The sequence below is a fragment of the Streptomyces yongxingensis genome, assembly GCF_055597465.1.
This window is the reverse complement of sequence record NZ_CM145717.1, coordinates 6000562-6025572: the sequence shown is the minus strand read 5'-3', so window position 1 is coordinate 6025572 and position 25011 is coordinate 6000562. Positions and strand designations below refer to the sequence as shown.

Annotated in this window: 19 protein-coding genes and 1 tRNA gene; 7 read left to right on the top strand and 13 right to left on the bottom strand. The window is 72.3% G+C overall.

Translation table 11 applies throughout. The features are described from left to right. The first annotated feature begins 123 nt into the window (after positions 1-123). The 4 genes from ACZ6TD_RS26020 to ACZ6TD_RS26005 all read left to right on the top strand — a co-directional run bounded on the left by ACZ6TD_RS26020 (position 124) and on the right by ACZ6TD_RS26005 (position 4345). A complete protein-coding gene (locus ACZ6TD_RS26020; protein WP_471342027.1) occupies positions 124-816 on the top strand; it encodes a phosphatase PAP2 family protein in 693 nt (230 codons plus the stop codon). Between the two features lie 5 nt (positions 817-821). After that, positions 822-1511 carry a response regulator gene (locus tag ACZ6TD_RS26015; RefSeq protein WP_037955385.1) on the top strand — a complete coding sequence of 230 codons (690 nt, stop codon included), beginning with the start codon at positions 822-824 and terminating at the stop codon, positions 1509-1511. Then, a complete protein-coding gene (locus ACZ6TD_RS26010) occupies positions 1508-3265 on the top strand; it encodes a sensor histidine kinase (RefSeq protein ID WP_471342025.1) in 1758 nt (585 codons plus the stop codon). The genes ACZ6TD_RS26015 and ACZ6TD_RS26010 overlap by 4 nt, the downstream gene beginning before the upstream one ends. 99 nt (positions 3266-3364) lie before the next feature. Beyond that, complete coding sequence (locus ACZ6TD_RS26005) at positions 3365-4345, top strand: polyprenyl synthetase family protein (RefSeq protein WP_471342023.1); 981 nt, start codon at positions 3365-3367, stop codon at positions 4343-4345. A 302-nt stretch (positions 4346-4647) separates the two neighbouring features. On the opposite strand, the gene ACZ6TD_RS26000 is transcribed toward ACZ6TD_RS26005, so the two are convergent. Together ACZ6TD_RS26000 and ACZ6TD_RS25995 are read right to left on the bottom strand one after the other, a co-directional pair. Continuing rightward, positions 4648-4845 (bottom strand): hypothetical protein, encoded by a 198-nt coding sequence (locus ACZ6TD_RS26000; RefSeq protein ID WP_471358857.1) that lies wholly within the window; start codon positions 4843-4845, stop codon positions 4648-4650. 13 nt (positions 4846-4858) lie between these two features. Beyond that, complete coding sequence (locus ACZ6TD_RS25995; protein ID WP_471342021.1) at positions 4859-5215, bottom strand: PRC-barrel domain-containing protein; 357 nt, start codon at positions 5213-5215, stop codon at positions 4859-4861. 164 nt (positions 5216-5379) lie between these two features. Here ACZ6TD_RS25995 and ACZ6TD_RS25990 point away from each other — a divergent pair, with 164 nt between their 5' ends. Then, positions 5380-5547 carry a hypothetical protein gene (locus tag ACZ6TD_RS25990; RefSeq protein WP_020870302.1) on the top strand — a complete coding sequence of 56 codons (168 nt, stop codon included), beginning with the start codon at positions 5380-5382 and terminating at the stop codon, positions 5545-5547. Positions 5548-5732: 185 nt separating this feature from the next. On the opposite strand, the gene ACZ6TD_RS25985 is transcribed toward ACZ6TD_RS25990, so the two are convergent. Together ACZ6TD_RS25985 and ACZ6TD_RS25980 are read right to left on the bottom strand one after the other, a co-directional pair. Continuing rightward, entirely contained in the window at positions 5733-6632 is a 900-nt protein-coding gene (locus ACZ6TD_RS25985) for an RNA polymerase sigma factor SigF (protein WP_471358031.1), read from the bottom strand. A 92-nt stretch (positions 6633-6724) separates the two neighbouring features. Beyond that, a complete protein-coding gene (locus tag ACZ6TD_RS25980) occupies positions 6725-7984 on the bottom strand; it encodes an MFS transporter (RefSeq protein WP_471342019.1) in 1260 nt (419 codons plus the stop codon). A 106-nt stretch (positions 7985-8090) separates the two neighbouring features. Between ACZ6TD_RS25980 and ACZ6TD_RS25975 the strand changes: the two genes are divergently transcribed. Together ACZ6TD_RS25975 and ACZ6TD_RS25970 are read left to right on the top strand one after the other, a co-directional pair. Beyond that, a complete protein-coding gene (locus ACZ6TD_RS25975; RefSeq protein WP_471342018.1) occupies positions 8091-8477 on the top strand; it encodes an ArsR/SmtB family transcription factor in 387 nt (128 codons plus the stop codon). A gap of 123 nt (positions 8478-8600) precedes the next feature. Continuing rightward, a complete protein-coding gene (locus ACZ6TD_RS25970; protein ID WP_471342017.1) occupies positions 8601-9281 on the top strand; it encodes a DUF4232 domain-containing protein in 681 nt (226 codons plus the stop codon). Between the two features lie 58 nt (positions 9282-9339). On the opposite strand, the gene ACZ6TD_RS25965 is transcribed toward ACZ6TD_RS25970, so the two are convergent. From ACZ6TD_RS25965 to ACZ6TD_RS25925, 9 genes are all read right to left on the bottom strand, one after another. Continuing rightward, positions 9340-9413, bottom strand: a tRNA-Thr gene (locus ACZ6TD_RS25965). Positions 9414-9525: 112 nt separating this feature from the next. Beyond that, entirely contained in the window at positions 9526-11070 is a 1545-nt protein-coding gene (locus tag ACZ6TD_RS25960) for an alpha/beta hydrolase (RefSeq protein ID WP_471342015.1), read from the bottom strand. A gap of 162 nt (positions 11071-11232) precedes the next feature. Then, a complete protein-coding gene (locus tag ACZ6TD_RS25955) occupies positions 11233-12459 on the bottom strand; it encodes a DNA polymerase III subunit delta' (RefSeq protein WP_471342014.1) in 1227 nt (408 codons plus the stop codon). Between the two features lie 414 nt (positions 12460-12873). Further along, positions 12874-16200: a dTMP kinase gene (gene tmk, locus ACZ6TD_RS25950; protein ID WP_471342012.1), complete on the bottom strand. Its 3327-nt coding sequence runs from the start codon at positions 16198-16200 to the stop codon at positions 12874-12876. A gap of 120 nt (positions 16201-16320) precedes the next feature. Next, a complete protein-coding gene (gene topA, locus ACZ6TD_RS25945) occupies positions 16321-19170 on the bottom strand; it encodes a type I DNA topoisomerase (protein ID WP_471342010.1) in 2850 nt (949 codons plus the stop codon). A gap of 209 nt (positions 19171-19379) precedes the next feature. Beyond that, positions 19380-19577: a hypothetical protein gene (locus ACZ6TD_RS25940; RefSeq protein ID WP_471342008.1), complete on the bottom strand. Its 198-nt coding sequence runs from the start codon at positions 19575-19577 to the stop codon at positions 19380-19382. A gap of 286 nt (positions 19578-19863) precedes the next feature. Further along, the gene (locus ACZ6TD_RS25935) at positions 19864-21441 is read right to left on the bottom strand and encodes a DUF7059 domain-containing protein (protein WP_471342007.1); all 1578 of its coding nucleotides are present in this window, start codon (positions 21439-21441) and stop codon (positions 19864-19866) included. 228 nt (positions 21442-21669) lie between these two features. Beyond that, positions 21670-22242, bottom strand: a complete 573-nt coding sequence (locus ACZ6TD_RS25930) for a small secreted protein (protein WP_471342006.1) — start codon at positions 22240-22242, stop codon at positions 21670-21672. A 238-nt stretch (positions 22243-22480) separates the two neighbouring features. Continuing rightward, complete coding sequence (locus tag ACZ6TD_RS25925; RefSeq protein ID WP_471342004.1) at positions 22481-24919, bottom strand: sodium-translocating pyrophosphatase; 2439 nt, start codon at positions 24917-24919, stop codon at positions 22481-22483. Positions 24920-25011 lie beyond the last annotated feature (92 nt).

Sequence of the window (25011 nt, the reverse complement as noted above, 5' to 3'; positions counted from 1 at the left end):
TCACCTGGATGAGCCCGTACGGATGGGGCGGGACCACCTGGGGTGAGGTGACTGGGGGACATATGGGACGAAAAGTCCCCCTTCGGATGGAATCGCGGAGCCACCGAGACGGGTTCCCTCCTCATGCGAGTCCCTGGACGGATCCGATACCCGCTGAGCCGCCGGCACACGATCGCCTTCCTGGTGGCCGCCGCCTGTTACGCGGCGGTCCTCACGGCCGTCCTCACCGGCTCGCGGCTCGTCCGGCTCGACTGGCAGGTGGCCCTGTTCAAGCCGTACGCACAGTGGCCGCGGATCCGGCCGGTGCTGGACGTCTTCGTCATCACGGGCCAGCGCGGCCCCACCGCCCTGGCCGCCCTGGCCTGGGCCGTCTGGCGCGGCGGCCGGACCCGAAGCCTCCGTCCGCCGCTGGTCCTGGGCGTGGCGCTGCTGCTGCTCAACGCGAGCGTCGGCGCCGTCAAGCTCCTCACCGGGCGGCTGGGCCCGTACGACGCCCGGACCCCCGGGTCCGCCGAGCTCTTCCACGGCGGCATGGTCTTCCCCTCCGGTCACGTGGCCAACGCCGTCGTCGTCTGGGGCACCCTCGCCTATCTCGCCGGTCACCACCGGCGGGCGGGCGCGCTGGTCGCCTGCGTGATGGCCGTCGGCGTCGGTCTGACCACCCTCTATCTGGGCACCCACTGGGTGAGTGACGTCCTGGGCGGATGGGCGGCGGGCGTCCTCGTCCTGCTGGCCCTCCCCCTCTTCGAACCGCTGATCGCGACCGTTTCCGCGTATGTCTCCGCTCGTGCGGCGGGGTACTCCATGGGCAGGTGAACCAAGTGGCGCTTCGCGTGCTGATCGCAGACGACCATGCGGTGGTCCGGCAGGGCCTGCGCATGATCCTTGGGCTCGACAACGACATCAAGGTGGTCGGCGAGACGACCAACGGCCGGGAAGCCGTGCGGCTGGCCCGGGAGCTGTGCCCCGACGTCGTCCTGATGGATCTGCTGATGCCGGTGATGGACGGCGTATCCGCCACGGCGGAGATCCGCCAGGACCTCCCCGAGGTCGAGGTGGTGGCGCTGACCAGCTCCCTCGACGACGCCATGGTCATGGGCGCGGTCCGGGCGGGGGCCATCGGCTTCCTGTTGAAGAACGCCGAGGCAGACGACCTCCGCAACGCGGTGAAGGCCGCCGCCGCGGGCCAGATCCATGTCTCCCCCGCCGCGATCTCCCGGCTGATGGGCCAGGTCAGGGAGCCCAGCGGTCCTGAGCAGCTCACCGAGCGGGAGACCGAGGTGCTGACCATGCTCGCGCGTGGCAAGGCCAACAAGGAGATCGCCCACGATCTGCGGATCGGCCAGCAGACGGTGAAGACCTATGTGAGCCACATCCTGACCAAGCTCGGGGTGCACAGCCGGACCCAGGCGGCGGTCTACGCGGTGCAGTCCGGTCTGGTGCCCGCGGGTGAGCTCACCCCTCCGGAAGCAGTGGAGTCGACGACGAGGGAGCAGTGGTGGTCGGCGTGATCAGTACATGGTGGACCCCGACCCGGCGGAGACGGAGCGCCACCGCGCTCGCCGAGGTCACCCAGCACATCCTGGCGGGCGAGACCGCCGATGCGACGCTCCGGCTGATCGCCCGCCGGGTGCGGGAGCTCCTGGGCGCCGATATGGCCCGGGTGATGGTGCTGGAGCCGGGCGACGTCCTGACGATACGGGCCACCGACGGCGCCCCGTGGACCGCGCCGAGCGGCCCGCTGACGCCCGGTGGCTCCTCCCCGGCCCGCCAGGCGATCCGCGCCGGACGGCCCACGGTCTCCGGCGGTGAACGACGGCCGCGCCGACGCGGCCGGGACCCCCGGCACGCGGTCCCGGCCTCGGTGCTGGACGCGCCGCTGCTGGTGCGCGGCCACCCGGTGGGGGTGATCGAGGTGGCGAACCGCGGCGGCGGGCGCCGGCTCACCCACGCCGATGTGAGCACCGTGGGGCTCTTCGCGGCGGCCGCGGGGCACGCGGTCGCCCAGATCCGGCACCGGGAGCATCTGCGACGGCTGGCGTCGGCGGCGGCCGGACCGGGCACCAACGGTTCCGGGGGCTGGTCCGGCCCCTCGGGGTCCCCCCGTTCCTCCGGCCCCTGCGTACGGCGGACCCTGGACTCCCTGGCCGCGGGCGCGGTGGCCCGTACCGGCGCCGCGAGCTGCACGGTCTATCTGCTGGAGCCCGGCCCGTCGGCGAATCTGCGCCTGGTCGGCGGGGGCCACGGCCACACCCCGCCGTCGCGGAAACCGGCGCTGGAGGCGATCGGCGGGGCCGCGCCCGTCATCCACGGCGGCGGCCGTACCGGCGCGGACGGCGAGGGCCCCGCGCGGGGCGCGGTGGCCGCCTGGCCGCTGCTGCGCGAATCCACCGCGATCGGCGCGATGTGCTGCCACTTCCCGCCCGGCCGCGACCCCGGCGAGGCGGACATCACCCTCCTGGAAGTGATCGCGGGACATGCGTCCTGCGCGGTGGAGAACGACCGGCAGCGGGCGGCCACCCAGGAGAAGGCCATCCACGAGGAGCGGCATCGCATCTCGCGCGAGCTGCACGACTCGGTCTCACAGGCGCTCTACGGCATCGCGCTGGGCGCCCGTACGGCCCGCGAGATGCTGGAACGCGACATCGACAGCGCGGAGCCGGTGGCGGGCCGGACCGAGACGGCGAGTCATGCGGAAGCGCCGGGTCGGGCCGAGCCGGTGGCGGGGCACGAGACCGCCGGGGAGGTCGTGGACCTCGCCGAGCTGGCCGAACTCGCCGAGCCCATCGAGTACATACGGCGGCTCGCGGACGCCGCGATCGCCGAGACCCGGACCCTGCTGTGCCGGCTGCGGCCCGAATCGCTGGAGACCGAGGGCCTGGTCGCCGCGCTCACCCAGCACGTCGAGGCGCTCCGGGCCCGGTACGGGATCGCCACCGAGGCGAAGCTGGACGCCGAACCGGAGACCACACCGGAGGCCAAGCACGCCCTGTACCGGATCGCCCAGGAGTCGCTGCACAACGTCGCCAAGCACGCGCAGGCCCGGAACGTACGGCTCCATCTGCTCAACGAACCGGGCGCCGTCACCTTGACGGTCGCCGACGACGGTGTGGGCTTCGACTGCAAGGGCTCCTTCCCCGGCCATCTCGGGCTGCTCTCCATGCGGGAGCGGGCCCGCGAGGTGGGCGGCACGCTGAACGTGGACAGCCGCCCCGGGCAGGGGAGTCGCATCCGGGCCAGGATCCCGGCCGCGCCGGACTCCTGATCCGCCCTCCTGAGACCACTTACCGGCGACGTCCGGAAAACAGCCGCTGATGACACGCCCTCAGGCCCGCTACTGACGACATATGAGACATTTCTGTCCATGCAGCCGACCGTGCGGGACCACGCGCTGGCGGACGGCCTCCGGGCCGGCCAAGCGGCGGTGGAAGAGGGCCTGTTGCGGGCCACCAAGAGCGATGTGCCGTTCATCACCGAGGCCGCGCGGGAGTTGACGCGCGGCCTCGGTGATGCCGCGCGGGAGCTGACGCGCACGGCCGGGCGACGGCTCCGGCCGCTGCTTGTGCTGCTGGCGGCGCGGTTCGGCGACCCCGGCGCCCCGGGCGTGGTGCCCGCCGCCGTGGTCGTCGAGCTGACCCATCTGGCCACCCACTACCACGACGACGTCCGGGACGAGGCGGCCGTACGGCGCGACGCCCCGCGCCCGGACGCCAACTGGGACAACACCCTCGCGGTGCTCACCGGCGACTTCCTCTTCGCCCGCGCCTCGCACATCCTGGCCGACCTGGGCCCGGAGGCCGTACGGATCCAGGCCCAGGCGTTCCGGCGGCAGGTCACCGGCCAGATCCTGGAGACGACCGGACCGCGCGACGGCCACGACCCGGTCGAGCACCATCTGGACGTGCTGGCGAGCCGGACCGGCTCGCTGACCGCCGTCTCCGGACAGTTGGGCGCGCTGGCCTCGGGGGCGGACCCGAGCGTCGCGGACTCCCTCGCGCGGTACGGCGAACGGCTCGGCGTGGCGAGCCATCTCGCCGACGAGGTGGCGACCCCCACCGCCCGCCGCCCCACCCTGCCCGTCCTGCTGCTGGCGGGGGCCGCGGACCCCGCGGACCGTGAGCTGTACGAGCTGCTCACCGGGCCCGTCGAGCGGACGGGATACGCGGAGGCGGTGGCGCGGCTGCGCACCCATCCGGCCCTGGACCGGGCCCGCGAGGAGACCGCCCGTCAGGCCGACGCGGCCCGCGCGGCCCTGTCCGCGCTGCCCGACTGCCCGGCGAGGGGCGCCCTGGAATCGCTCTGCGAGACGGTGGTCGCCCCTACGGCACCCAGGAGTTGTGCCTGACCACCAGCATCGACTGGAGCTGCACCCCCGGCCGCGTAGGCGCGAGCCATGGAACGCCTGCCGCGACCCCTGGCGACTCGGCGCCGACGCGGTGGCCAGCGGCGACACACGGACCCGGGCGGCCGCGCACCGGCCCCGGCCGCCCGCCTCGTCGCCCGACCGCAGGAAGTACGCCTTCCACAGCCGGTAGTGCTCCAGGACCCGCCGGTCGGCCGACGCCGGGTCGCCGGAGGGCCGGAGCGTACCGGGGACGTACGGGATGGCATGCGCCCCGAAGGGGGCGCGGGCCTCAGCGCGTCCCGTCATCGGAGCCGACGCCGCCGGCCCCGCCGCACCAGCCGCACCAGCCCGAGGACGATGTCGACCACCAGCACCACCACACCGATGACCAGCAGATAGCCCAGACCGTGCACCACCCAGCCGAGGATGCCGAGCACGATGGCCACGATCACCAGGAACAGGAAGAGCGCCACCGCCGACACCTCTCCTCGATCGATCAAGCGTCCTCGGCCGTCAGCGGCGTGCGAGCTGCCGCCCGCCGCCCGGACCCGACTGGTAGGTCTTCCCGTAGTGCTGGAAGATCGCCCCCTCCTGCTCCGCGGGCAGCACATCGTCCATGCCGAGCGAGGGTGCCTTCTTCACCAGCGACCGCGTGTAGGAGACCTTCACATAGCCCGGCCCGACCACCGCGTCGTCCACGGGGACGAACACCAGACGGTGGCGGGTGGGCAGTCCGGTGCGGACGGTGGCCATGGCGGGTTCGTCGGTGGACGTGGCCACGTAGATCGCCTCGAGCACCCCGATCTTGCGGCCCTGCTCATCGACGACATCCTGGTCGCGCCACTCACGGATATCTGCTGACTGGATCATGACGTATCACCCTCTGACCTCTGCCCTTCCAGCCTGCCTCCGCTCACCGTGAGACGCCACGCCACCCAGCCACCAGGGGTAACGGAGTGTTCGAAACAGCATGAATTCATCAGGTGTGCCGGATTCCCGGAGGGGTACCCGCCGCGGCGAGGAGGTTGGTATTCATGGTCCCCCTGCTTGTCGTTCTTCTTCTCGCCCTGCTGCTCTTCGGCGCCGGATTCGCCCTGAAGGCTCTGTGGTGGATCGCGGTCATCGTGCTCGCCGTCTGGCTGATCGGCTTCATCGCCCGGCCGACAGTCGGCGGGCGGCGAGGACGGTGGTACCGCTGGTAACCCGAAGAGGCCACAGACAAACCACAACGCGAGACCGAAGGGGCCCGGCCGGAGAAATCTCCGGCCGGGCCCCTTCGGTCGTGTTCTGTTGTGATCAGCAGCGTTGTGATCAGCGGCGCGGCGGCGGTGCTCTCGCGTACGCGTGACTCTCGCGTACGCGTGCCTGTGCCTGGCCCTCGGACCTGCTACTCCTCGGTGAGCATTCCGCGCCGCAGCCTGCCGAGCGTACGGCCGAGCAGCCGGGAGACATGCATCTGGGAGACGCCGAGCTCGGCGCCGATCTCCGACTGCGTCATCTCCTCGCCGAACCGCAGCTGCAGAATGCGGCGGTCCCGCTCACCGAGCTGCTCCACCAGCGGCTTGAGCGCGTGCAGGTTCTCCACGGCCTCCATGGCCGGGTCGACGTCGCCGAACCGGTCCGCGTACGTGGTCACGCGCGCGGCGCCGCTCTCCTGGTCCGCGGGCGCGTCCAGCGAGGTGGTGAGATAGCCGTTGCTGGCCACCAGTCCGTCGACGACCTCGTCCTCGCTCAGCCGCAGATGCTCCGCGAGCTCGGCCGTGGTGGGCGACCGGTCCAGCCGCTGGAACAGCTCCTCGTTCGCCTTGGCGAGGTCGATCCGCAACTCCTGGAGCCGGCGGGGCACATGCACCGCCCAGCTGGTGTCGCGGAAGAACCGCTTGATCTCGCCGACGATGTACGGAACGGCGAAGGTCGTGAACTCCACCTCACGGCTCAGGTCGAACCGGTCGATCGCCTTGATCAGCCCTATGGTGCCGACCTGGACGATGTCCTCCATCTCCACCGAGCGGTTGTGGAACCGCCGGGCGGCGTACCGGACCAGTGACAGGTTGAGCTCGATGAGGGTGTTCCGCACGTACTGGTACTCGTGCGTCCCCTCCTCCAGCTCCGTCAGCCGATCCAGGAACGTCTTGGTCAGCGCCCGCGCGTCCTTGGGCGCCACCTTCGCCGGATCGTCCACCGTGGGCAGATCGACGGGGCGGGCGGTCTCAACTCCATCCAGTGCAATGTCACTTACGCGAACGTCCTGTGCCTGCTCAGCTTCCGCTGCTGTCAGCATCGACATCGTCGCGGGTGCCGTGTGGTTCACTGTCGCACTCCCTGTATCGGCTGCATGCATAGGCTGATTGGGGTCCCGTCTACCCACCCTCCATGCCCTCATGCCTCTTTCCTCCGGACGCGCGGTGGGCCGGTGAGGACCACCAGGCCCCCGACGAGGGCCAACGCCATGAGTACGGCTCCGAAGACGGTCGCCCCCGCCGTCAGCCCCACCGCGTCGCTGAGGTAACCCGCCGTTACCGGCAGTACGCCCGCGGGCACATAGCCGCCGACGTTGAGCGCCGCGTTGGCCTCCGCCAGACGGCCCGGCGGAACACTGGAGTTGAGCAGCGACAACCCGCCGAGCTGCCCCATCCCCTGCCCCGCCCCGGCCAGCAGCGCGGCGGCGACGAGCAGCGGCACGGAGGAGGCGCGGACGGCGGCGATGAGCGCGCCCATGCCGATCGACGTACTGACGGCACCGGCGAGCAGGATCGTCCGCCGATCCAGCCGCTGGACCGCGAACTGCGCACCGGTCGCGGTGAGGAACATGACGAAGGCCATGGTCCCCGCGACCACCGGGCTGGTGGTGTCCAGCAACCCCGAGAGCAGCGACGGCCCGAGGGAGAGCACGAAAGAGGTGGCGGTGATGCCGGGCGCGAAGACGGCGATCCCCATGAGGAGTTCCCCACCACTTCCCCGAGGCACCCCGGGAACCCGCACCCAGACCCGCCTGGCGGGGGCGAACCGCCTGGCGGGGACGGCCTTCGCGGCCACGGCGGAAGAACCACGCACCGGCATTCGCACCACGACCAGGACCGCCGCCACCAGCAGCACCGCCTCCAGGACGAACACCCCCTCGCCCAACAACCCCGCGAGCAAGGGCCCGAGACCGGCCCCGAACACCATCGCGCACGAGGCCAGCAGCGCCGCCAGCCGCCGCCGCTCCGGCCCGGCCACATCGGTCACCGCCGCCATTCCGGCGGAGACGACGGCGCCGACCGCGATCCCGCTGAACAGCCGCGCCACGATCAGCGCCGCCACGCCCGACGCACTCGCGAAGATCGCGCACGCCGCCAGCGCGAGCCCGAGCGCGGGCAGCAGTACGGGCTTCCGCCCCACCCGGTCCGAGACCACGCCCGAGACCAGCAGCGAACCGATCAGCCCGACGATGTAGCAGGCGAAGATCACCGTCAGGGTGCCCTTGGAGAACCCGATCTCGCGCTGCCACCGCACATACAGCGGTGTGGCCGCGTTCGACAGGACGAACACCGCGGTCACCGGCCAGGCGGCGGTCCACACCCACCGGGTGGCGACGCCACTTTCCCCTCCCTCGGCCTCCCGCACCCCCGAGACCACCACCGCCCGACTCCCCACCACGACAGCTCCTTCCGCCAGACTCCAGTACGACTTGAATCGAACTTAGCATGCAGTACGATTGGACTCGTACAAAGAGCCGCGCACCGAGGACCCACAGGACCCACCCATGACCCCCCGGACAACCGACGACGGACGCCCCGCCATCAAGGCCGTCCCCGAACCCCCCGACCTGCCGCCTCCGCTCCCCGAGCCGGCCGTGGAGGAGATCCGCCTGGAGACGGTCCTGGCGGCGCTGAGCGACCCCCTCCGCCTCCGCATCGTGCGCAAACTCCTCCTCGAATCGGAGCAGTTCGATCACACCTGCGGCTGGTTCGGCCTCGACCGCCCCAAGTCCTCCCTCACCCACCACTTCAAGGCGCTCCGCGAGGCAGGCATCACCCGCCAGCGCCAATACGGCCTGGAGCGCCGCAGCCACGTCCGCATCGCGGACCTCAACGCCCGCTTCCCCGGCCTCCTGGACCTCGTGGCCGACTGGACCCCGCCCGAGGGGTGACGGCGGGCGTTAGCCGGGCGTTAGCGGTTCGGCAGCGACCGTTAAGGGAACGCCAGCGGCGGCCGACACCATGGATGGTGCGTGAGCAGGAACCGCACAAACCCGAAGCCCATGGGGGTCGTCATGTCGCACCACATTCTCAACCGCCGTATCCGTAAGGCCGGTGCGGCCGCGCTGATCGCCGCCGCCTCGGCCGTCGCCCTCACCGCCTGCGGGAGCAATGACTCCTCATCCGACGCCAAGGGGAACTCCTCCTCCCACGCGTCGGCCTCGGCGAAGTCGTCCCAGTCGGACGCCTCGATCCACGGCCAGGCGGGCAACCAGACCGGCAAGCAGGCAACGGCCCTGGGCTCGGGCGCCAGCAAGGCCCAGGCGACCTCCGAATGCCAGCCGGGCACGCTGCGGGCGACCCTGGACTCCGCCGGCACCTCCCAGGCCGAGATGAACCACCGGGGCACCTTCCTGCGGGTGACGAACACCGGCGACGAGACCTGCGTCATCAGCGGCTACGCCGGGGTCGCCCTGGAGGGCACCGGCCACACCGCCATCAAGACCACCGCCCGCCACGGCAGCACCTACTTCGCCACCGACCCGGGCACCCACCCGATCACCCTCGCCCCGGGCAAGAGCGCCTGGGCCGACCTGGTGTGGACCACGACCGGAGCCGGGACCGCCCACGCGAAGTACCTGCAGATCTCCCCGACGGGCAGCAACTCCCACAGCACGGTCCCCTTCAACCAGGACCTCGACAACGGCACCCTCTCCCTGACCGCCTGGTCCGCCAAGCCCCCCATCAACGGCTGAACCCCCGAAAACCCAAAGAACCCCAGCTCGGACACGGTCCGGGCTGGGGTTCTCGCTGAGCCGCCTAAGGGAATCGAACCCTTGACCTACGCATTACGAGTGCGTCGCTCTGGCCGACTGAGCTAAGGCGGCATGCTGCGGAGCCAGATTGGCAGCAGCAGCGTCGCCAAGTCTACACAGTTTCGAGGGGTGCTCCGTACGGGGCCGGGGGGCCTGGGCGGGGCCTGGGCTGGGGCGGGGCTGGTCAGTGGCAGCGGGTGCGGGGGGCGGGTGGGCGGCCGGTGAGGAGGTAGGTGTTGATCGCGTTGTCGACGCACCTGCTGCCGCGGCCGTAGGCCGTATGGCCGTCGCCGTCGTAGGTGAGGAGGGTGGCGGAGGAGAGCTGGGTGGCGAGGGCGCGGGCCCAGGGGTAGGGGGTGGCGGGGTCGCGGGTGGTGCCGACGACGACGATGGGGGCGGCGCCCCTGGCGTGCAGGGGGTGGGGCGCACCGGTCGGGCGGACGGGCCAGTAGGCGCAGTTCAGCGCCGCCCAGGCGAGGGCCTTGCCGAAGACGGGGGATGCCTTCCGGAAGTCGGGGATGGACTTCCGGACCTCGGCGGGGGTGCGGAAGGCAGGTGGGAGGTCGAGGCAGTTGACGGCGGGGTTGGCGTACATGAGGTTGGCGTACGAGCCGTCGGTGTCGCGCTCGTAGTAGAGGTCGGCCAGGTTGAGCAGACCGCCGCCGTGGCCGCGCATCGCGGAGCGGAGGGCGGTGCGCAGCTGAGGCCAGGCGGTCTCGTCGTACATGGCGGAGATCACGCCGATCGTGGCGAGGGGTTCGCCCAGGGCACGGGACTCGCCGGTGCGGACCGGGTGGGAGTCGAGGTGGGCGAAGAAGGCGCCGAGCCGGTCGCGGGCGGCGGCCACGGAGCCGGTGCCGAGGGGGCAGCCGGTACGGCGCACGCAGTCCTTGGCGAAGGCGGTGAAGGCGGTTTCGAAACCGGCGGTCTGGTCGCGGTTGATGCGCCGGGAGGACAGCGTCGGGTCGAGCGCGCCGTCGAGGACGAGACGGCCGACGCGGTGGGGGTAGAGGTCGGCGTAGGTCGCGCCGAGGAAGGTGCCGTAGGAGGCGCCGACGTAAGTCAGCTTCCGGTCGCCCAGTGCGGCGCGCAGCACATCCATGTCGCGGGCCGCCTCGACCGTCGAGACATGGCCGAGGATGCGGCCGGAGCGGGTCGCGCAGCCGCGGGCGAACTTCTTGTAGGCGGCGACGAGGCGGTCGGTCTCGCCGCGGCCGTCGGGCGTCTGGTCGGTCTGGGTGAAGGCGTCCATCTGCTTGTCGCTCAGACAGGTGATGGGCTCGCTCTCGGCCACACCGCGCGGGTCCATCGCCACCATGTCGTAGCGGGCGCGCACCCGGGCCGGGTAGCCGACGGCCGCGAAGCTCTGCAGATAGCCGACCGCGGAGCCGCCGGGGCCGCCGGGGTTCACCAGGAGCGAACCGAGGCGGCGGCCGGTGCCGGTGGCCTTCTTACGGGAGACCGCGAGCCTCAGGTCCCGGCCGGTGCCGGGTCTCGCGTAGTCGAGCGGGGCCTTGAGCGTGGCGCATTCGAAGTCCGCGCCGCCGCAGGGGCGCCAGCTCAGCGTCTGCTCGTAGTACGGCTTGAGGGCGGCGGGGACTGCCTTCTTCGACAGCGACGCGGCGCGCGGCGCGGAGGCGTCGGCCGAGCACCCGGAGGACAGCAGGGCGGCGGCCGTAAGGGCGGCGCCGAGGGTCCGGAGCGGGCGGCTGCTGTGTCGGGTGTGCATGGGCTGATCCCTCGGTTCGCGGTCGAGTCGCGGGATCGCGCCGGCCGGATCACATGGATCACCCTGTACTGGTTCCTATGGGATGGGACCGGTTCGCCCCCTTACGGAGAGTATCCAACCGGACACGCTCCATGCGTCCGGCGACGAACCCGTACGGGTGACTCAGCCCGCCCGCAGCGCCATGGTCATCGCCTCGACCGCCAGCAGCGGCGCCACATTGCTGTCCAGCGCCTGACGGCAGGCCGTGATCGCCTCTATCCGGCGCAGCGTCCGCTCGGGCTTCGACCCCGACGCGATCCGCTCCAGCGCGTCCCGTACGTCGGTGTTGGCGAGCGCCACCTGGGAGCCGAGCTGGAGGGCCAGCACATCCCGGTAGAAGGCGGTCAGATCGGTGAGCGCGAGGTCGAGGCTGTCGCGCTGGGTGCGGGTGGCACGGCGCTTCTGGCGGTCCTGGAGGTCCTTCATGGCCCCGGCCGTGCCGCGCGGCAGCCGCCCGCCCGTACCGGCGGCGGCGCCCAGGGCGGCGCGCAGCTCCTCGGTCTCCTTGGTGTCGACCTCCTCCGCCACCTGCTTGGCGTCCTCGGCCGCCGCGTCGATCAGCTCCTGGGCCGCCTTGAGGCAGCCGCCCACGTCGTCGACGCGCAGCGGGAGCTTCAGGACGGCGGCGCGGCGGGCGCGGGCCCGCTCGTCGGTGGCCAGACGGCGGGCGCGGCCGATGTGCCCCTGGGTGGCACGGGCGGCGGAGGCGGCGAGTTCGGGGTCGATGCCGTCGCGCCGGACGAGGATGTCCGCCACGGCGTCCACCGGGGGCGTGCGGAGGGTGAGGAGGCGGCAGCGGGAGCGGATCGTGGGCAGCACGTCCTCCAGCGAGGGCGCGCACAGCAGCCATACGGTGCGCGGCGCGGGCTCCTCGACGGCCTTGAGGAGCACATTGCCCGCACCCTCGGTAAGGCGGTCGGCGTCCTCCATGACGATCACCTGCCACCGGCCTCCGGCGGGCGAGAGCTGGGCGCGGCGGACGAGCTCACGGGTCTCCTTGACGCCGATGGTGAGCATGTCCGTACGGACCACCTCCACATCGGCGTGGGTGCCGACCAGGGCGGTGTGACAGCCATCGCAGAAGCCGCACCCGGGGGCGCCGCCGAGCGCCCGGTCCGGGCTGACGCACTGCAGCGCGGCGGCGAAGGCGCGGGCGGCGGTGGCCCGGCCGGAGCCGGGCGGGCCGGTGAACAGCCAGGCGTGGGTCATCTTGGACGACGCCGTGGGCTCCGCGACGGGGCCGTCGGCCGCCTCACCGGCCGCCGTGACCAGCGCGTCCGCATCCCGCGCGGCAGCCGACAGCTGGGCCGCCACTCGGTCCTGCCCGACCAGGTCGTCCCACACCGCCATGACTGCCTCCGCCGCTCGTCCCTACGGCACCCCATTGTGGTCCACCGCACCGACACCCGAACGCGTCACCCACCGCTGACGCCGCCCGGCCGGCGCGCCTCCGGCGGTCACCCACCGTCGACGCCCTGACCCCGCCGCCCCGCCGACAGCCGGGCGCGGCCATCGGCTGTGACGCGGGGACGGTCCGTCTTTCCCCACCCCGCCCCTTCCCGAACCGGGGCGCCGCCCCGGCCCCGCTGGAGCTCTACCCCAGACCCCGTTCCGGGGGTCCGCCCCCGAACCCCCGCCGGGACGCCGCTCCTCAAGCTCCCTCAGCTACCGCTGGGAGGTGCCCCCTGGAGGGGCTGGAGGGGGCGGCTCTGCCCCAGGACTCCCCAAACGCCGGACCCGAAACGGACCATCGGCGGATCTCCGTCAGCGGCGGCGGCCGTCCTCGTCGTCGCGGGGGCCGAGCAGTTCGTCGGCCAGGGACGGGAGGTCGTCCAGGGGGGTCTCCTCGGCCCACTCGGGGCGGCGGCGCCGGCGCGGCGGTTCGGCGCCGCCCTGCGCCTGGCCCCGGTCGTACCCCTGGCTCTGGTCGTACCCCTGGCCCTGGTCCTGGCCGTACTGCGGCATCTCGCGTGTGCGCTCGTTGCCCTGGCCGTGCTCCTGGCCCTGACCCTCGTCCGGGCGGAACAGCCACGGCGGGACCCGGTCCGCCGGGTCGGCGGAGCGCTCGTCCCGTACGGGCGGCAGGACGGCCGTCTCGTCGGCCGCGTTCGTGGGCGGCTCGGCGGGCGGCTGGGGCAGGACGGCCGTCTCCTCGGCGTCCGGGCCGCCCCGGCGCTCCGGGCCGTCCTGGGGCCGTACGGGCGGGAGGACAGCGGTCTCGTCGGCGTCCGGGCCGTTCTGGGGCGGCACGGGCGGCGCGGGAGGCACCGGTGGCAGCACCGTGGTCTCATCGGCCGCCGCCGACCCGGTGCCGGGGCGGCCGGACTCGCCGCCGTACCCCGCCCGCGGGTCGAACCGCGGCGTCTGGACCGTCTCCGTGGTGTCCGGGTGCGGGTCGTCCGCGCCGGAACCCGCAGCGCCCCGGGGACCGCCGGTGCCCCGGGGGCCGTCCTCGTCCTCGGGCGGCGGGGCCGGGACCTCGGTCTCCACGGTCGGCGCGTCCGCCCCGGAGGACGCCGCGTCCGCCGCCAGCCGTGCCTGCTCCGCCCGCAGCAGCGCCTCCTCGGCCTTGCGCTGCTCCTCCTGGCGGCGCGCCTCGGCCTCGGCCCGCCGCAGCGCCTCCGCCTCCGCCTGGAGGCGGCGCCGCTCCTCCTCGGCGGCGCGGGCGCGGTCCTCGGCCTCGATGCGCTTGCGGTCCTCCTCGGCCCTGCGGCGCGCGTCCTCGGCCCGCTGACGGGCCGCCTCCGCCTGCCGCTCGGCCTCGCGCCGACGGGCCTCCTCCAGCTCGCGCCGCTTGCGCTCCTCCTCCTCGGCGCGCGCCTTGGCGAGCGCCTCCTGGCGCTCGCGCTCCAGCCGCTCCTCCTCGGCCTTACGGGCGGCCTCTTCCTCCGCGCGCCGGCGGGCCTCCTCCTCGGCGGCCTTACGGGCCTCCTCCTGGGCCTTCACCTCCGCCTCGGACAGCGGCAGCATCTGGTCCAAGCGGTGGCGCACCACGGAGGTGACCGCCTCCGGCAGCTGCCCGGCGTCGACGACGATGTAGCGGGCCGGGTCGGCGGCGGCGAGGGCCAGGAACCCGGCCCGTACGCGCTGGTGGAACTCGGCGGGCTCGGACTCGAGCCGGTCCGGGGCCTCGGTGAAGCGTTCGCGCGCGGTCTCCGGCGAGACGTCCAGCAGCACCGTCAGATGCGGCACCAGGCCGTTCGTCGCCCAGCGCGAGATGCGCGCGATCTCGGTCGCGGCGAGGTCGCGCCCCGCGCCCTGGTAGGCGACGGACGAGTCGATGTAGCGGTCGGAGATGACGACCGCGCCGCGCTCCAGCGCCGGGCGGACGACGGTGTCGACGTGCTCGGCGCGGTCCGCCGCGTACAGCAGCGCCTCGGCGCGGTGCGAGATCCCGGCGGACGAGACGTCGAGCAGGATCGAGCGCAGCCGCTTGCCGATCGCGGTCGCGCCCGGCTCACGGGTCACCACGACCTCGTGCCCCTTGGCCCTGATCCACTCGGCCAGCGCCTCCACCTGCGTGGACTTGCCCGAGCCATCCCCGCCCTCGATGGCGATGAAGAAGCCGGTGGCGGCCGGGCCCTCAGCCGCGCCGCCCCCGCCGAGCAGCGCCTCGCGCAGATCGCGCCGCAGCGGCACGCCCTGCCGGTCGTCGGTCCGGCCGAGGACCAGCGCGGCGACGGGCAGCAGCAGCGCGCCCACCAGCATCAGGGTGAAGGCCGCGCCGCCGTGGGCGAAGACGAAGTCGCCGCTGCCGAGCCGGTGCGGTCCGATGACGGCGGCGAGCAGCGGCGCGGCGACCGCGCCGAGCCCGACGCCGACGCGGACGACGGCCTGGAGGTGCTCGGTCATCCGGGGCCGACGGGTCTCCTCGGACTCCTGGTCCAGGAGGGAGTGCCCGGTGTGGGCGGCGACACCCGCCGACACGCCCGCGATCAGGGCGATCAGCACGACGGTGGTGGTGTCGTGCACCAGGCCCGCCGTGAGCAGCGCGAGTCCGGTCAGCGCGACCGACAGCGCCAGCAGCCGGCGCCGCGACAGACCCGGGAGGACCTTCGGGGCCCAGCGGATGCCCATCGCCGGACCGCCGGTCAGGACGAGGACGAGGAGGGCGAAGCCGACCGGCCCGCCGCCGAGGTCCATGGCCTGCAGCGGGGCGACGCCCACGGCCGCGGCGATCGCGCCCGCCACCCCGGCGCAGGCGAGCACCAGCAGCGGAACGGCTCCGGTGCGCCCCTTGTCGGCGCCGCTCCCGGAGGCGGCGCGGGGGCGGCGCAGCCCCTCCAGGGGGGAGCGGGTGCGACTGGTCTGCGCACCGGGCAGTTCGACGAAGGCGAGGATCGAGACCGACGCGGCGAAGAGCCCGGCGCCGACGTACGAGCCGAGCGCGGCCTGGTGGGTGTGGAACCACTCCACGCCGGTGCCCAGCAGCCTGCCGATGAGGGTGACGACGAGCAGCGCGGCGGCGGCGATCGGCAGCGTCAGGAAGTTCGTACGGAGCGAGAGCCGGCGCAGCGCGTCCAGGTGGTCGGGCAGCGGGCGCACGGCGGCGCCCTCGGCGGGCGGTGCCGGGAGCAGCGAGGGGGCCGCGCTGTCCTTGGCGACGGTCCAGAAGCGCTCCACGACGCCGACGACGAACGTGGTGATGAGCAGCCAGGCGACGGCGTCGGCCGGGGCCCAGTCGATCCACAGCGGCGCGATGAGGAGCAGCACCAGCCGCAGACCGTCCGCGCCGACCATGGTCCAGCGGCGGTCCAGCGGACCGGAGGGGCCGATCAGCGCGGCGAGCGGCCCGAGGAGCACCGCGCCGAACAGCACGGTCGCGAAGAGCCGTACGCCGAGCACCACCGCCACCGCGAAGGCCGCGCCGCGATACCCGCCGCCGAAGGAGCCGGCCGCCATGGACGCCTGGAGCGTCAGCAGCACCAGCACCAGTACGGCGAGCACGTCCCCGGCACCGCCGACGAGTTGAGCGCTCCACAGCCGTCGCAGCGGCTGATAGCGCAGCAGGGCTCGTACGGCCCGCTCGCGGGAGTCCGCGGCAAGGGCACCGGAAGTGGCGGTCACGTCCGTTGGCTGCTCTCGCGTCATCCCGCCAGCCTATCCGGATCACATGAATCCACGGCCCCCCGGCCGAACAAACGGGCGGTGAGCCGTGGATGGCGTGCGGATTCTCCGCCTTGCTCCGCTTTCCCGCCCGCCGTCGGCCGGCTACTCGGCGTTGGCCGACGACCTCTCGGCCGCCGTCTTCTTGGCGGCGGTCTTCGCGGTCGTCTTCTTGGCGGCCGTCTTCTTCGCGGTCGTCTTCGTCGCCGCGGTCTTCTTGGCGGCGGTCTTCTTCGCCGCCGTCTTCTTGGCCGCGGTCTTCTTGGCCGCCGTCTTCTTGGCGGTCTTCTTGGCCGGTCCCTTGGCGCGCTTCTCGGCGAGCAGCTCGAAGCCGCGCTCGGGCGTGATGGTCTCCACGTCGTCGTCGCGGCGCAGCGTCGCGTTGGTCTCGCCGTCCGTGACGTACGGACCGAAGCGGCCGTCCTTGACCACCACGGGCCGCTCGCTGACCGGGTCGGTGCCCAGCTCCTTCAGCGGCGGCTTGGCCGCGGCCCGGCCACGCTGCTTGGGCTGGGCGTAGATCGCCAGCGCCTGCTCGAGCGTGATGGTGAAGAGCTGCTCCTCGGTCTCGAGCGACCGCGAGTCCGTGCCCTTCTTCAGGTACGGGCCGTAGCGGCCGTTCTGCGCGGTGATCTCCACGCCCTCGGCGTCGGTGCCGACCACACGCGGCAGCGACATCAGCTTGAGCGCGTCCTCCAGGGTCACCGTGTCCAGGGACATCGACTTCAGCAGGGAGGCCGTGCGCGGCTTGATGGCGTTCTTACCGCTCTTGGGGGTGTCCTCGGGGAGCACCTCGGTGACGTACGGGCCGTAGCGGCCGTCCTTGGCGACGATCATGCGACCGGTCTCGGGGTCGGGACCCAGCTCGAACTCACCGCTCGGCTTGGCGAGCAGCTCCTCCGCGAGCTCCACGGTCAGCTCGTCCGGCGGCAGGTCGTCGGGGACATCGGCGCGGCGGCCGGTGCCGCCCTCGATCTCCGTCGGGCGCTCGACGTACGGCCCGTAGCGGCCGACGCGCAGCACGATGCCATCGCCCACGGGGAAGGACGAGATCTCCCGGGCGTCGATCGCGCCCAGGTCGGTGACGAGCTCCTTGAGGCCGCCGAGGTGGTCGCCATCGCCGTTCCCGGCCTCGGCGGCGCCGGCCTGCGCGCCCTCGCCGAAGTAGAAGCGCTTCAGCCACGGCACGGCCTCGGCCTCGCCGCGCGCGATGCGGTCGAGATCGTCCTCCATCTTGGCGGTGAAGTCGTAGTCGACCAGCCGGCCGAAGTGCTTCTCCAGCAGGTTGACCACGGCGAAGCTCAGGAAGGAGGGCACGAGCGCGGTGCCCTTCTTGAAGACGTAGCCGCGGTCGAGGATGGTGCCCAGGATCGTGGCGTAGGTCGACGGGCGGCCGATCTCGCGCTCTTCCAGCTCCTTGACCAGCGACGCCTCGGTGTAGCGGGCCGGGGGCTTGGTCGCGTGGCCGTCGGCGGCGATCTCCTCGGCGGTGAGCCGGTCGCCCTCGGCGACCTGCGGCAGCCGGCGCTCGCGGTCGTCGAGCTCGGCGTTCGGGTCGTCGGCGCCTTCCACGTACGCCTTCATGAAGCCGTGGAAGGTGATCGTCTTACCGGAGGCGGAGAACTCGGCGTCCCGGCCGTCGCTCGCCTGCCCGCCGATCTTGACGGTGACCGAGTTGCCGATCGCGTCCTTCATCTGGGAGGCGACGGTCCGCTTCCAGATCAGCTCGTAGAGCCGGAACTGGTCGCCCGTGAGGCCGGTCTCCGCCGGAGTGCGGAAACGGTCTCCCGAGGGGCGGATGGCCTCGTGCGCCTCCTGGGCGTTCTTGACCTTGCCCGCGTAGGTGCGCGGCTTGTCGGGCAGGTAGTCGGAGCCGTACAGCTGGGTGACCTGCGCCCGGGCCGCCGCCACCGCCGTGTCCGACAGGACGGTGGAGTCCGTACGCATATAGGTGATGTAGCCGTTTTCGTACAGCTTCTGCGCGACCTGCATGGTGGCCTTGGCACCGAAGCCCAGCTTGCGGCTGGCCTCCTGCTGCAGGGTCGTCGTGCGGAACGGCGCGTACGGCGAGCGGCGGTACGGCTTGGACTCGACCGAGCGCACCGTGAAGGCGGTGTCGGCGAGGGCCGTGGCCAGCGAGCGGGCGCCCGCCTCGTCCAGGTGCAGGACGTTGAGCCCGTCCTTGAGCTGCCCGAGCGAGGTGAAATCGCGCCCCTGGGCGACCCGGAGGCCGTCGACGGCCGTAAGGCGGGCACCGAAGGTGCCGGGGTCGCTGACGTCACCGGCCCGGCCGGTCGCGAAGGTGCCGGTGAGGTCCCAGTACTCGGCGGAGCGGAAGGCGATGCGATCGCGCTCGCGCTCGACGACGAGACGGGTGGCGACCGACTGGACCCGGCCCGCGGACAGACCGCGCATGACCTTCTTCCACAGGACCGGCGAGACCTCGTAGCCGTAGAGGCGGTCGAGGATGCGGCGGGTCTCCTGGGCGTCGACCAGGCGCTGGTTCAGCTCGCGCGGGTTGGCCACGGCGGCCCGGATGGCGTCCTTGGTGATCTCGTGGAAGACCATCCGGCGCACCGGGACCTTGGGCTTGAGGACCTCCTGGAGGTGCCAGGCGATGGCCTCGCCCTCACGGTCCTCATCGGTGGCCAGGAAGAGCTCGTCGGAGTCGGCGAGCAGCTCCTTGAGCTTCTTGACCTGGCTCTTCTTGTCAGCGTTGACCACATAGACGGGCTGGAAGTCGTGCTCGACGTCCACGCCGAGGCGCCGGACCTCGCCGGTGTACTTGTCGGGGACCTCGGCCGCACCGTTCGGCAGGTCCCGGATGTGCCCGACACTGGCCTCGACCACGTATCCCGGACCGAGGTAGCCCTTGATCGTCTTCGCCTTGGCAGGCGACTCGACGATGACGAGTCGGCGGCCGCCCTGTGCGGTCTCGCTGGTGGTCGGGGACAACTTCGCTCTTCTCTCCGGTCGACTCTCGGTGAACGGGCAGTGCCGCGCAGGTAACGCTCACGGCCTCCCTCTACGGTGACGCTGCGGAGTGTGACGGTACATCCCGCCCCCGTGTCAAACGGAAAAAGCCCGCAACGCCACTCGAACGGTAACCCGACAACCGTCCTGTCTGCCGCCCGGACCGGCACGAGGCAGCGTGGAAGGCCCTGTCAGGCGTAACCCAGGCACCAGATTCCGCCGCCGAGCGCGGCGATGCCGAAGAAAAGGGAGAGCACCGCGGAAGCGACAGGACTCACACCGTCTGCGACCGGCACACGCAGCCTCAGGCGCGCCGCCGTCCACAGCAGCAGCGCGGCGCCGAACAACACGAATGCCGTTCCGGCGAAGATCGCAGGTCCGCTCTCCATGGCGGGAGCGTGGCACGCACGGGAGGCGTGAGCGCGAACCCCGGGTGAACAGCGCGCGTCGCCTCGCCGGGCCCCGTCCGCACCCGCCCCGGGACGGCCCCTCCGGCGCCCCCGGCGACAGCTTCCTGCCATACGGGGGCGCGGGACAGAGCGCTGTACCACCGGCGCACGCCCCCGGCGCAAGCGCGGCGCGTTCCCATCCGGCCCCTATGCCGTCAAGGCACCTCTATGGCCGTCATGGCGTCCCTATGGCAGTCGCGGCGTCCCCTATGCCGTCATGGCATCTCTATGCCGTCGTCTCTATGCCGTCGTCGCCGACGGGCCGCAGAAAGCCCTGCTCGACCAGGAGCCGGATGGACTCCGGGGTGCGGTCGCGCAGCACCACCGGGTCCTCCCCGAGCAGCTGGGCGATGGCGTCCAGGATCCGGCCGGCGCTGAGTGTGCCGTCGCACACACCCGCGAAGCCCGCCCCGACCGTGTCCACCTTCGTCGCGCGCCGCATCCCCCGGTGCTGCCTGAGCACCACATGCTCGGGATCCTCGGCCCCGGGCGGGCCCACCTGCTCCTGGACGACCTCGTCGGCCAGCCGGAAGCGGGCGGTCAGCAGCGCCGCGTCGTCCTGCGTGCGCAGGAAGTCCTGCCGGTCGAAGTGGGCCATGACCTCGGCCCCCAGCGGCTGCTCGACCGGATGGGGCCACTCCTCCACGGTCACCGAGGGCCGGTCGGCGCCGGACTTGCGCAGAGTGATCCAGCCGAAGCCGACGGCCGTGGTCTTCCGCGCCTCGAACTCGTCCAGCCACGCGTCGTAGCGCGCCGCGTACGCCTCGGGACCGGCCAGGTGCTCACCGGCGTCGCGCAGCCACAGCTCGGCGTACTGGGTGACGTCCTGCACCTCGCGCTGCACGATCCACGCGTCACAGCCGGGCGGGACCCAGGAGGCCAGCCGCTCGCGCCAGTCCTCCCCCTCGACGTGCTGCCAGTTCGCCAGCAGCTGACACCAGCCGCCGTCGACGAGGTGCCCGGCGGACCGCTGGACGAGGGTGCGGCACAGATCGTCCCCGGACATCCCGCCCTCCCGGTAGACCAGCTCGCTGCCCTCCGGGGAGCGCGGGGAGATCACAAAGGGCGGGTTGGAGACGATCAGGTCGTACGCCTCGTCCCGGACCGGGTCGAACAGCGACCCCTCCCGCAGGTCCGGCTCCGGCGCCCCGGACAGGGCGAGGGTCAGCCGGGCGATGGCCAGGGCGCGCGGATTGCGGTCCGTGGCGGTCACGCGGGCGGCGTGGCGGCCCGCGTGCAGTGCCTGGATGCCGGAGCCGGTACCGAGGTCGAGGACCCGGTCCACGGGCGCGGGGACGGTGAGACCGGCGAGCGTGGTGGACGCGCCGCCGACCCCGAGGACGAGCCGGGAGCGGTCCTCACGGCCGCGCGCGCCGCCCGGGCCACCGATCCCTGCCGCCCCGCCGACCGCGCAGCCCAGGTCGGAGACGATCCACCAGTCCTGGCCCTCGGGCCCGCCGTAAGGCCGCACGTCCACGCTCGCGCGCACCTCGTCGCCGTCGCGCACCAGCCAGCCGTCGGCGAGGCAGTCCTCGGCGGGGAGGGCCGCGGCCGCCCGCCCGTACGCCACGGGGTGCTGCAGCAGGAAGAGCCGCACCAGGGTCTCCATCGGGCCGCTCCCGCCCCGGGTGGCGCGCAGCGCCGGGACGGTCTCCCCGCGCGCCAGGGCCGCGTACGCGGACGGGCCGAGCAGGTCCAGCAGACCGTCGGCGGTGAAGGATGCGGCCGACAGCGCCTCGCGAAGGCGGGCGGTGCGCTCGGGGTCGGCGGTGGGGAGGCGGAACGAGGGCTGGTGCGTACTCACGCCCTCATTGTCGGGGCAACCACCGACAGCGGGCGACGGCAGTCGGCATCGGGACGACATCGCCCACGCCGACCGGGGTGACGGGCGGCAAAGGGCGCGCCACAGGGCGGCGTTGGCCCCCTGGCGGAGAACTCCCGGGCGGTCCGCGTAAGGGACTACGGGGACCGCCCGGGAGGACTACGCGGACTACGGCGGACCAGCGAGGGCTAGGCGGACCAGCGAGGGTGGCTAGGACTGCGTCGTGGCGCCGCCGGCCGTCTTCGGCTTCTGGCAGCCGGGCTGCTTGGCCATGGCCGAGCCGACCTTGCCCTCCTGGAGCTTCTGCAGGGCCTGGTCACCCGACTTGCTGAGCTTGTCGAGCTCATCGGCGACGCCCTTGAGCCCCTGGGCGAACTTGGACTTGTCCGAGGTGTCCAGCTTGTCGACGGCCGACCTCAGCTTCGTGTACGACCCCGAGGTGGCGTTGAGCTCCTTGACCGCCTGCTTCTGGGTCTTGTCGCCGTTGTCCACGGGCGGCGGGCCCGCCTTGTTCACGGCCTTGGCGAGTGCCCCGTAGGACTCGGAGATCTCCTGGAACGCCTTGGAGTCGGTCTGCTGCAGCTTCTTGGAGTCCTGCTCGTCGGCGGCGCCCTGGATCGCGGTGTTGGCGCCCTGGATCTTCTTGAGCTGAGGCTGCACCTCGTCACAGACCGACTTGGCCCAGTCGTTGACCTTCTTGTCCTCGTCGCCGCCCCCGCAGCCGGTCAGCGCCAGTACGAGTGCCGCACCGCCGGACAGTGCAGCCACAAGCTTCTTGTTCACCGGATTGGTCCCTTCCATGGCTCTCGGCCCCGGAACATACACGTCCATCCGGCGAAGCCCACCGGGAGAGCGTCCCGTATGAATATCTTTAGGGCCATTTGCACCACGCTCATTGTGGACATGGCCTCATCGAGCGGATGGCGCACCGCGGACGCGGAAGCGGGCGGACGATGTGCCGTCGCACACCGCCCGCCCGCATGTCGCGGGGGCTTTCCCGGCCCCCTGGCCCCGTCCGGGGCTAGGACACCACCGCCGCGTCGGCTGACTTCGCCACATGCTCGGAGTTGCCTTCGTCACCTACGGCGATTCCGCGCCGCTTGGAGATGTAGACGGCGGTCACGATGATCACTACGGCGATCACCGCGACGACCGCGCGCAGCCCCGGGCTGGCGTTGTCCCCGTAGGAGAACTTGACCACCGCGGGGGCGATCAGCAGCGCCACCAGGTTCATCACCTTCAGCAGCGGGTTGATCGCGGGACCGGCGGTGTCCTTGAAGGGATCGCCGACCGTGTCGCCGATCACCGTCGCGGCATGGGCCTCGCTCCCCTTGCCGCCGTGGTGACCGTCCTCGACCAGCTTCTTGGCGTTGTCCCAGGCGCCGCCGGAGTTGGCGAGGAAGACGGCCATCAGCGTGCCGGTGCCGATCGCGCCCGCCAGGAACGAGCCGAGCGCGCCGACCCCGAAGGTGAAGCCGACGGCGATCGGCGCCATGACGGCGAGCAGACCCGGGGTGGCCAGCTCGCGCAGCGCGTCCTTGGTGCAGATGTCGACGACCCGGCCGTACTCCGGCTTCTCGCTGTAGTTCATGATCCCGGGCTTCTCGCGGAACTGCCGCCGCACCTCGAAGACCACCGCACCGGCCGACCGCGACACCGCGTTGATCGCCAATCCGGAGAAGAGGAAGACGACGGCGGCGCCGAGGACGAGGCCCACGAGGTTGTTGGGCTGCGAGATGTCCAGGCTCAGATTCATCTCCCCGGCCACGGAGGTGTGCACGTCGTTCACCGCCTCGGCGATGGCGTCGCGGTAGGAGCCGAAGAGCGCGGCCGCGGCGAGCACCGCCGTCGCGATGGCGATGCCCTTGGTGATCGCCTTGGTGGTGTTGCCGACCGCGTCCAGGTCGGTGAGCACCTGCGCGCCCGCGCCCTCGACGTCGCCGGACATCTCGGCGATGCCCTGGGCGTTGTCGGAGACCGGGCCGAAGGTGTCCATGGCGACGATCACGCCGACCGTGGTGAGCAGACCGGTACCGGCGAGCGCCACGGCGAACAGCGCCAGCATGATCGAACTGCCGCCGAGCAGGAACGCGCCGTAGACGCTCAGCCCGATCAGCGCCGCCGAGTAGACGGCGGACTCCAGACCGAGCGAGATACCGGAGAGCACCACGGTGGCCGGGCCGGTCAGCGAGGTCTTGCCGACGTCCCGCACGGGACGCCGGGTGGTCTCGGTGAAGTAGCCCGTGAGCTGCTGGATGAGCGCGGCCAGCACGATGCCGATGGCGACCGCGACGAGCGCGAGCACCCGCGGGTCGCCGCTGTGGCCGAGGATCTCGCGGTTGGTGACGCCGTCGAGATCCGCGTAGCTGGACGGCAGATAGACGAAGACCGCGATCGCCACCAGCGCCATCGAGATCAGGGCCGAGATGAAGAAGCCCCGGTTGATGGCGCTCATCCCGCTGCGGTCGGAGCGGCGCGGGGCCACGGCGAAGATCCCGATCATGGCGGTGAGCACGCCGATGGCCGGGACGAGCAGCGGGAAGGCCAGCCCGGAGTCGCCGAAGGCCGCCTTGCCGAGGATCAGCGCGGCCACCAGGGTGACGGCGTACGACTCGAAGAGGTCGGCGGCCATACCGGCGCAGTCCCCGACGTTGTCGCCAACGTTGTCCGCGATGGTCGCGGCGTTGCGCGGGTCGTCCTCGGGGATGCCCTTCTCGACCTTGCCGACGAGGTCGGCGCCGACGTCGGCGGCCTTGGTGAAGATGCCGCCACCGACCCTCATGAACATCGCGATCAGCGCGGCGCCGAGCCCGAAGCCCTCCAGCACCTTGGGCGCGTCGGCCGCGTAGACCAGCACCACGCAGGAGGCGCCCAGCAGTCCGAGGCCCACGGTGAACATGCCCACCACACCGCCGGTACGGAATGCGATCTTCATTGCCTTGTGCGAGACGGCCGTGAGATCCACGCTCGGCTTACCGGGCGCGGAAGCGGCCGAATCGCCATTGACGGGTGTGGTGGGGGGCTCGGGGGTGGCCTCACGGGCGGCGGCCGCGACGCGCACATTGCTGCGCACCGCGAGCCACATCCCGATATAGCCGGTGGCTGCCGAGAATCCCGCACCGATCAGAAAGAACACCGAACGCCCGATGCGCTGCGTCCAGTCGTCCGCCGGCAACAGCATGAGCAGGAAGAACACCACCACGGCGAATCCACCGAGGGTGCGCAACTGCCGGGCCAGATAGGCATTGGCGCCTTCCTGAACCGCTTCGGCGATCTTCTTCATACTGTCCGTGCCCTCGTCGGCCGCGAGGACTTGTCGTACCAGCACCACCGCGACCGCGAGCGCCGCGATCGCGACGGCGGCGATCACCAGCACGATCACACGGTTGTCGGCGGTCAGCTCTGCGGCGGCCAGGGTTGGGGTGAGGTCCAGCTGATGAGGGGTGAGAGGCCCCGCCATTCGTCCTCCTTGACGTTTGGCACATGGGCGCGCAGCAGTTCTGCGACCGCAGAAGAGCCGCCGCGCTCAGGCGTCCTGAGCTCGAGATGTGG

Coding starts and splice junctions, on each gene's coding strand:
- ACZ6TD_RS26020 (WP_471342027.1), top strand. CDS start 124: ATGCGAGTCCCTGGACGGATCCGATACCCGCTGAGCCGCCGGCACACG.
- ACZ6TD_RS26005 (WP_471342023.1), top strand. CDS start 3,365: ATGCAGCCGACCGTGCGGGACCACGCGCTGGCGGACGGCCTCCGGGCC.
- ACZ6TD_RS25995 (WP_471342021.1), bottom strand. CDS start 5,215: ATGATCCAGTCAGCAGATATCCGTGAGTGGCGCGACCAGGATGTCGTC.
- ACZ6TD_RS25990 (WP_020870302.1), top strand. CDS start 5,380: ATGGTCCCCCTGCTTGTCGTTCTTCTTCTCGCCCTGCTGCTCTTCGGC.
- ACZ6TD_RS25985 (WP_471358031.1), bottom strand. CDS start 6,632: ATGTCGATGCTGACAGCAGCGGAAGCTGAGCAGGCACAGGACGTTCGC.
- ACZ6TD_RS25975 (WP_471342018.1), top strand. CDS start 8,091: ATGACCCCCCGGACAACCGACGACGGACGCCCCGCCATCAAGGCCGTC.
- ACZ6TD_RS25970 (WP_471342017.1), top strand. CDS start 8,601: ATGTCGCACCACATTCTCAACCGCCGTATCCGTAAGGCCGGTGCGGCC.
- ACZ6TD_RS25960 (WP_471342015.1), bottom strand. CDS start 11,070: ATGCACACCCGACACAGCAGCCGCCCGCTCCGGACCCTCGGCGCCGCC.
- ACZ6TD_RS25955 (WP_471342014.1), bottom strand. CDS start 12,459: ATGGCGGTGTGGGACGACCTGGTCGGGCAGGACCGAGTGGCGGCCCAG.
- tmk (WP_471342012.1), bottom strand. CDS start 16,200: ATGACGCGAGAGCAGCCAACGGACGTGACCGCCACTTCCGGTGCCCTT.
- ACZ6TD_RS25940 (WP_471342008.1), bottom strand. CDS start 19,577: ATGGAGAGCGGACCTGCGATCTTCGCCGGAACGGCATTCGTGTTGTTC.
- ACZ6TD_RS25925 (WP_471342004.1), bottom strand. CDS start 24,919: ATGGCGGGGCCTCTCACCCCTCATCAGCTGGACCTCACCCCAACCCTG.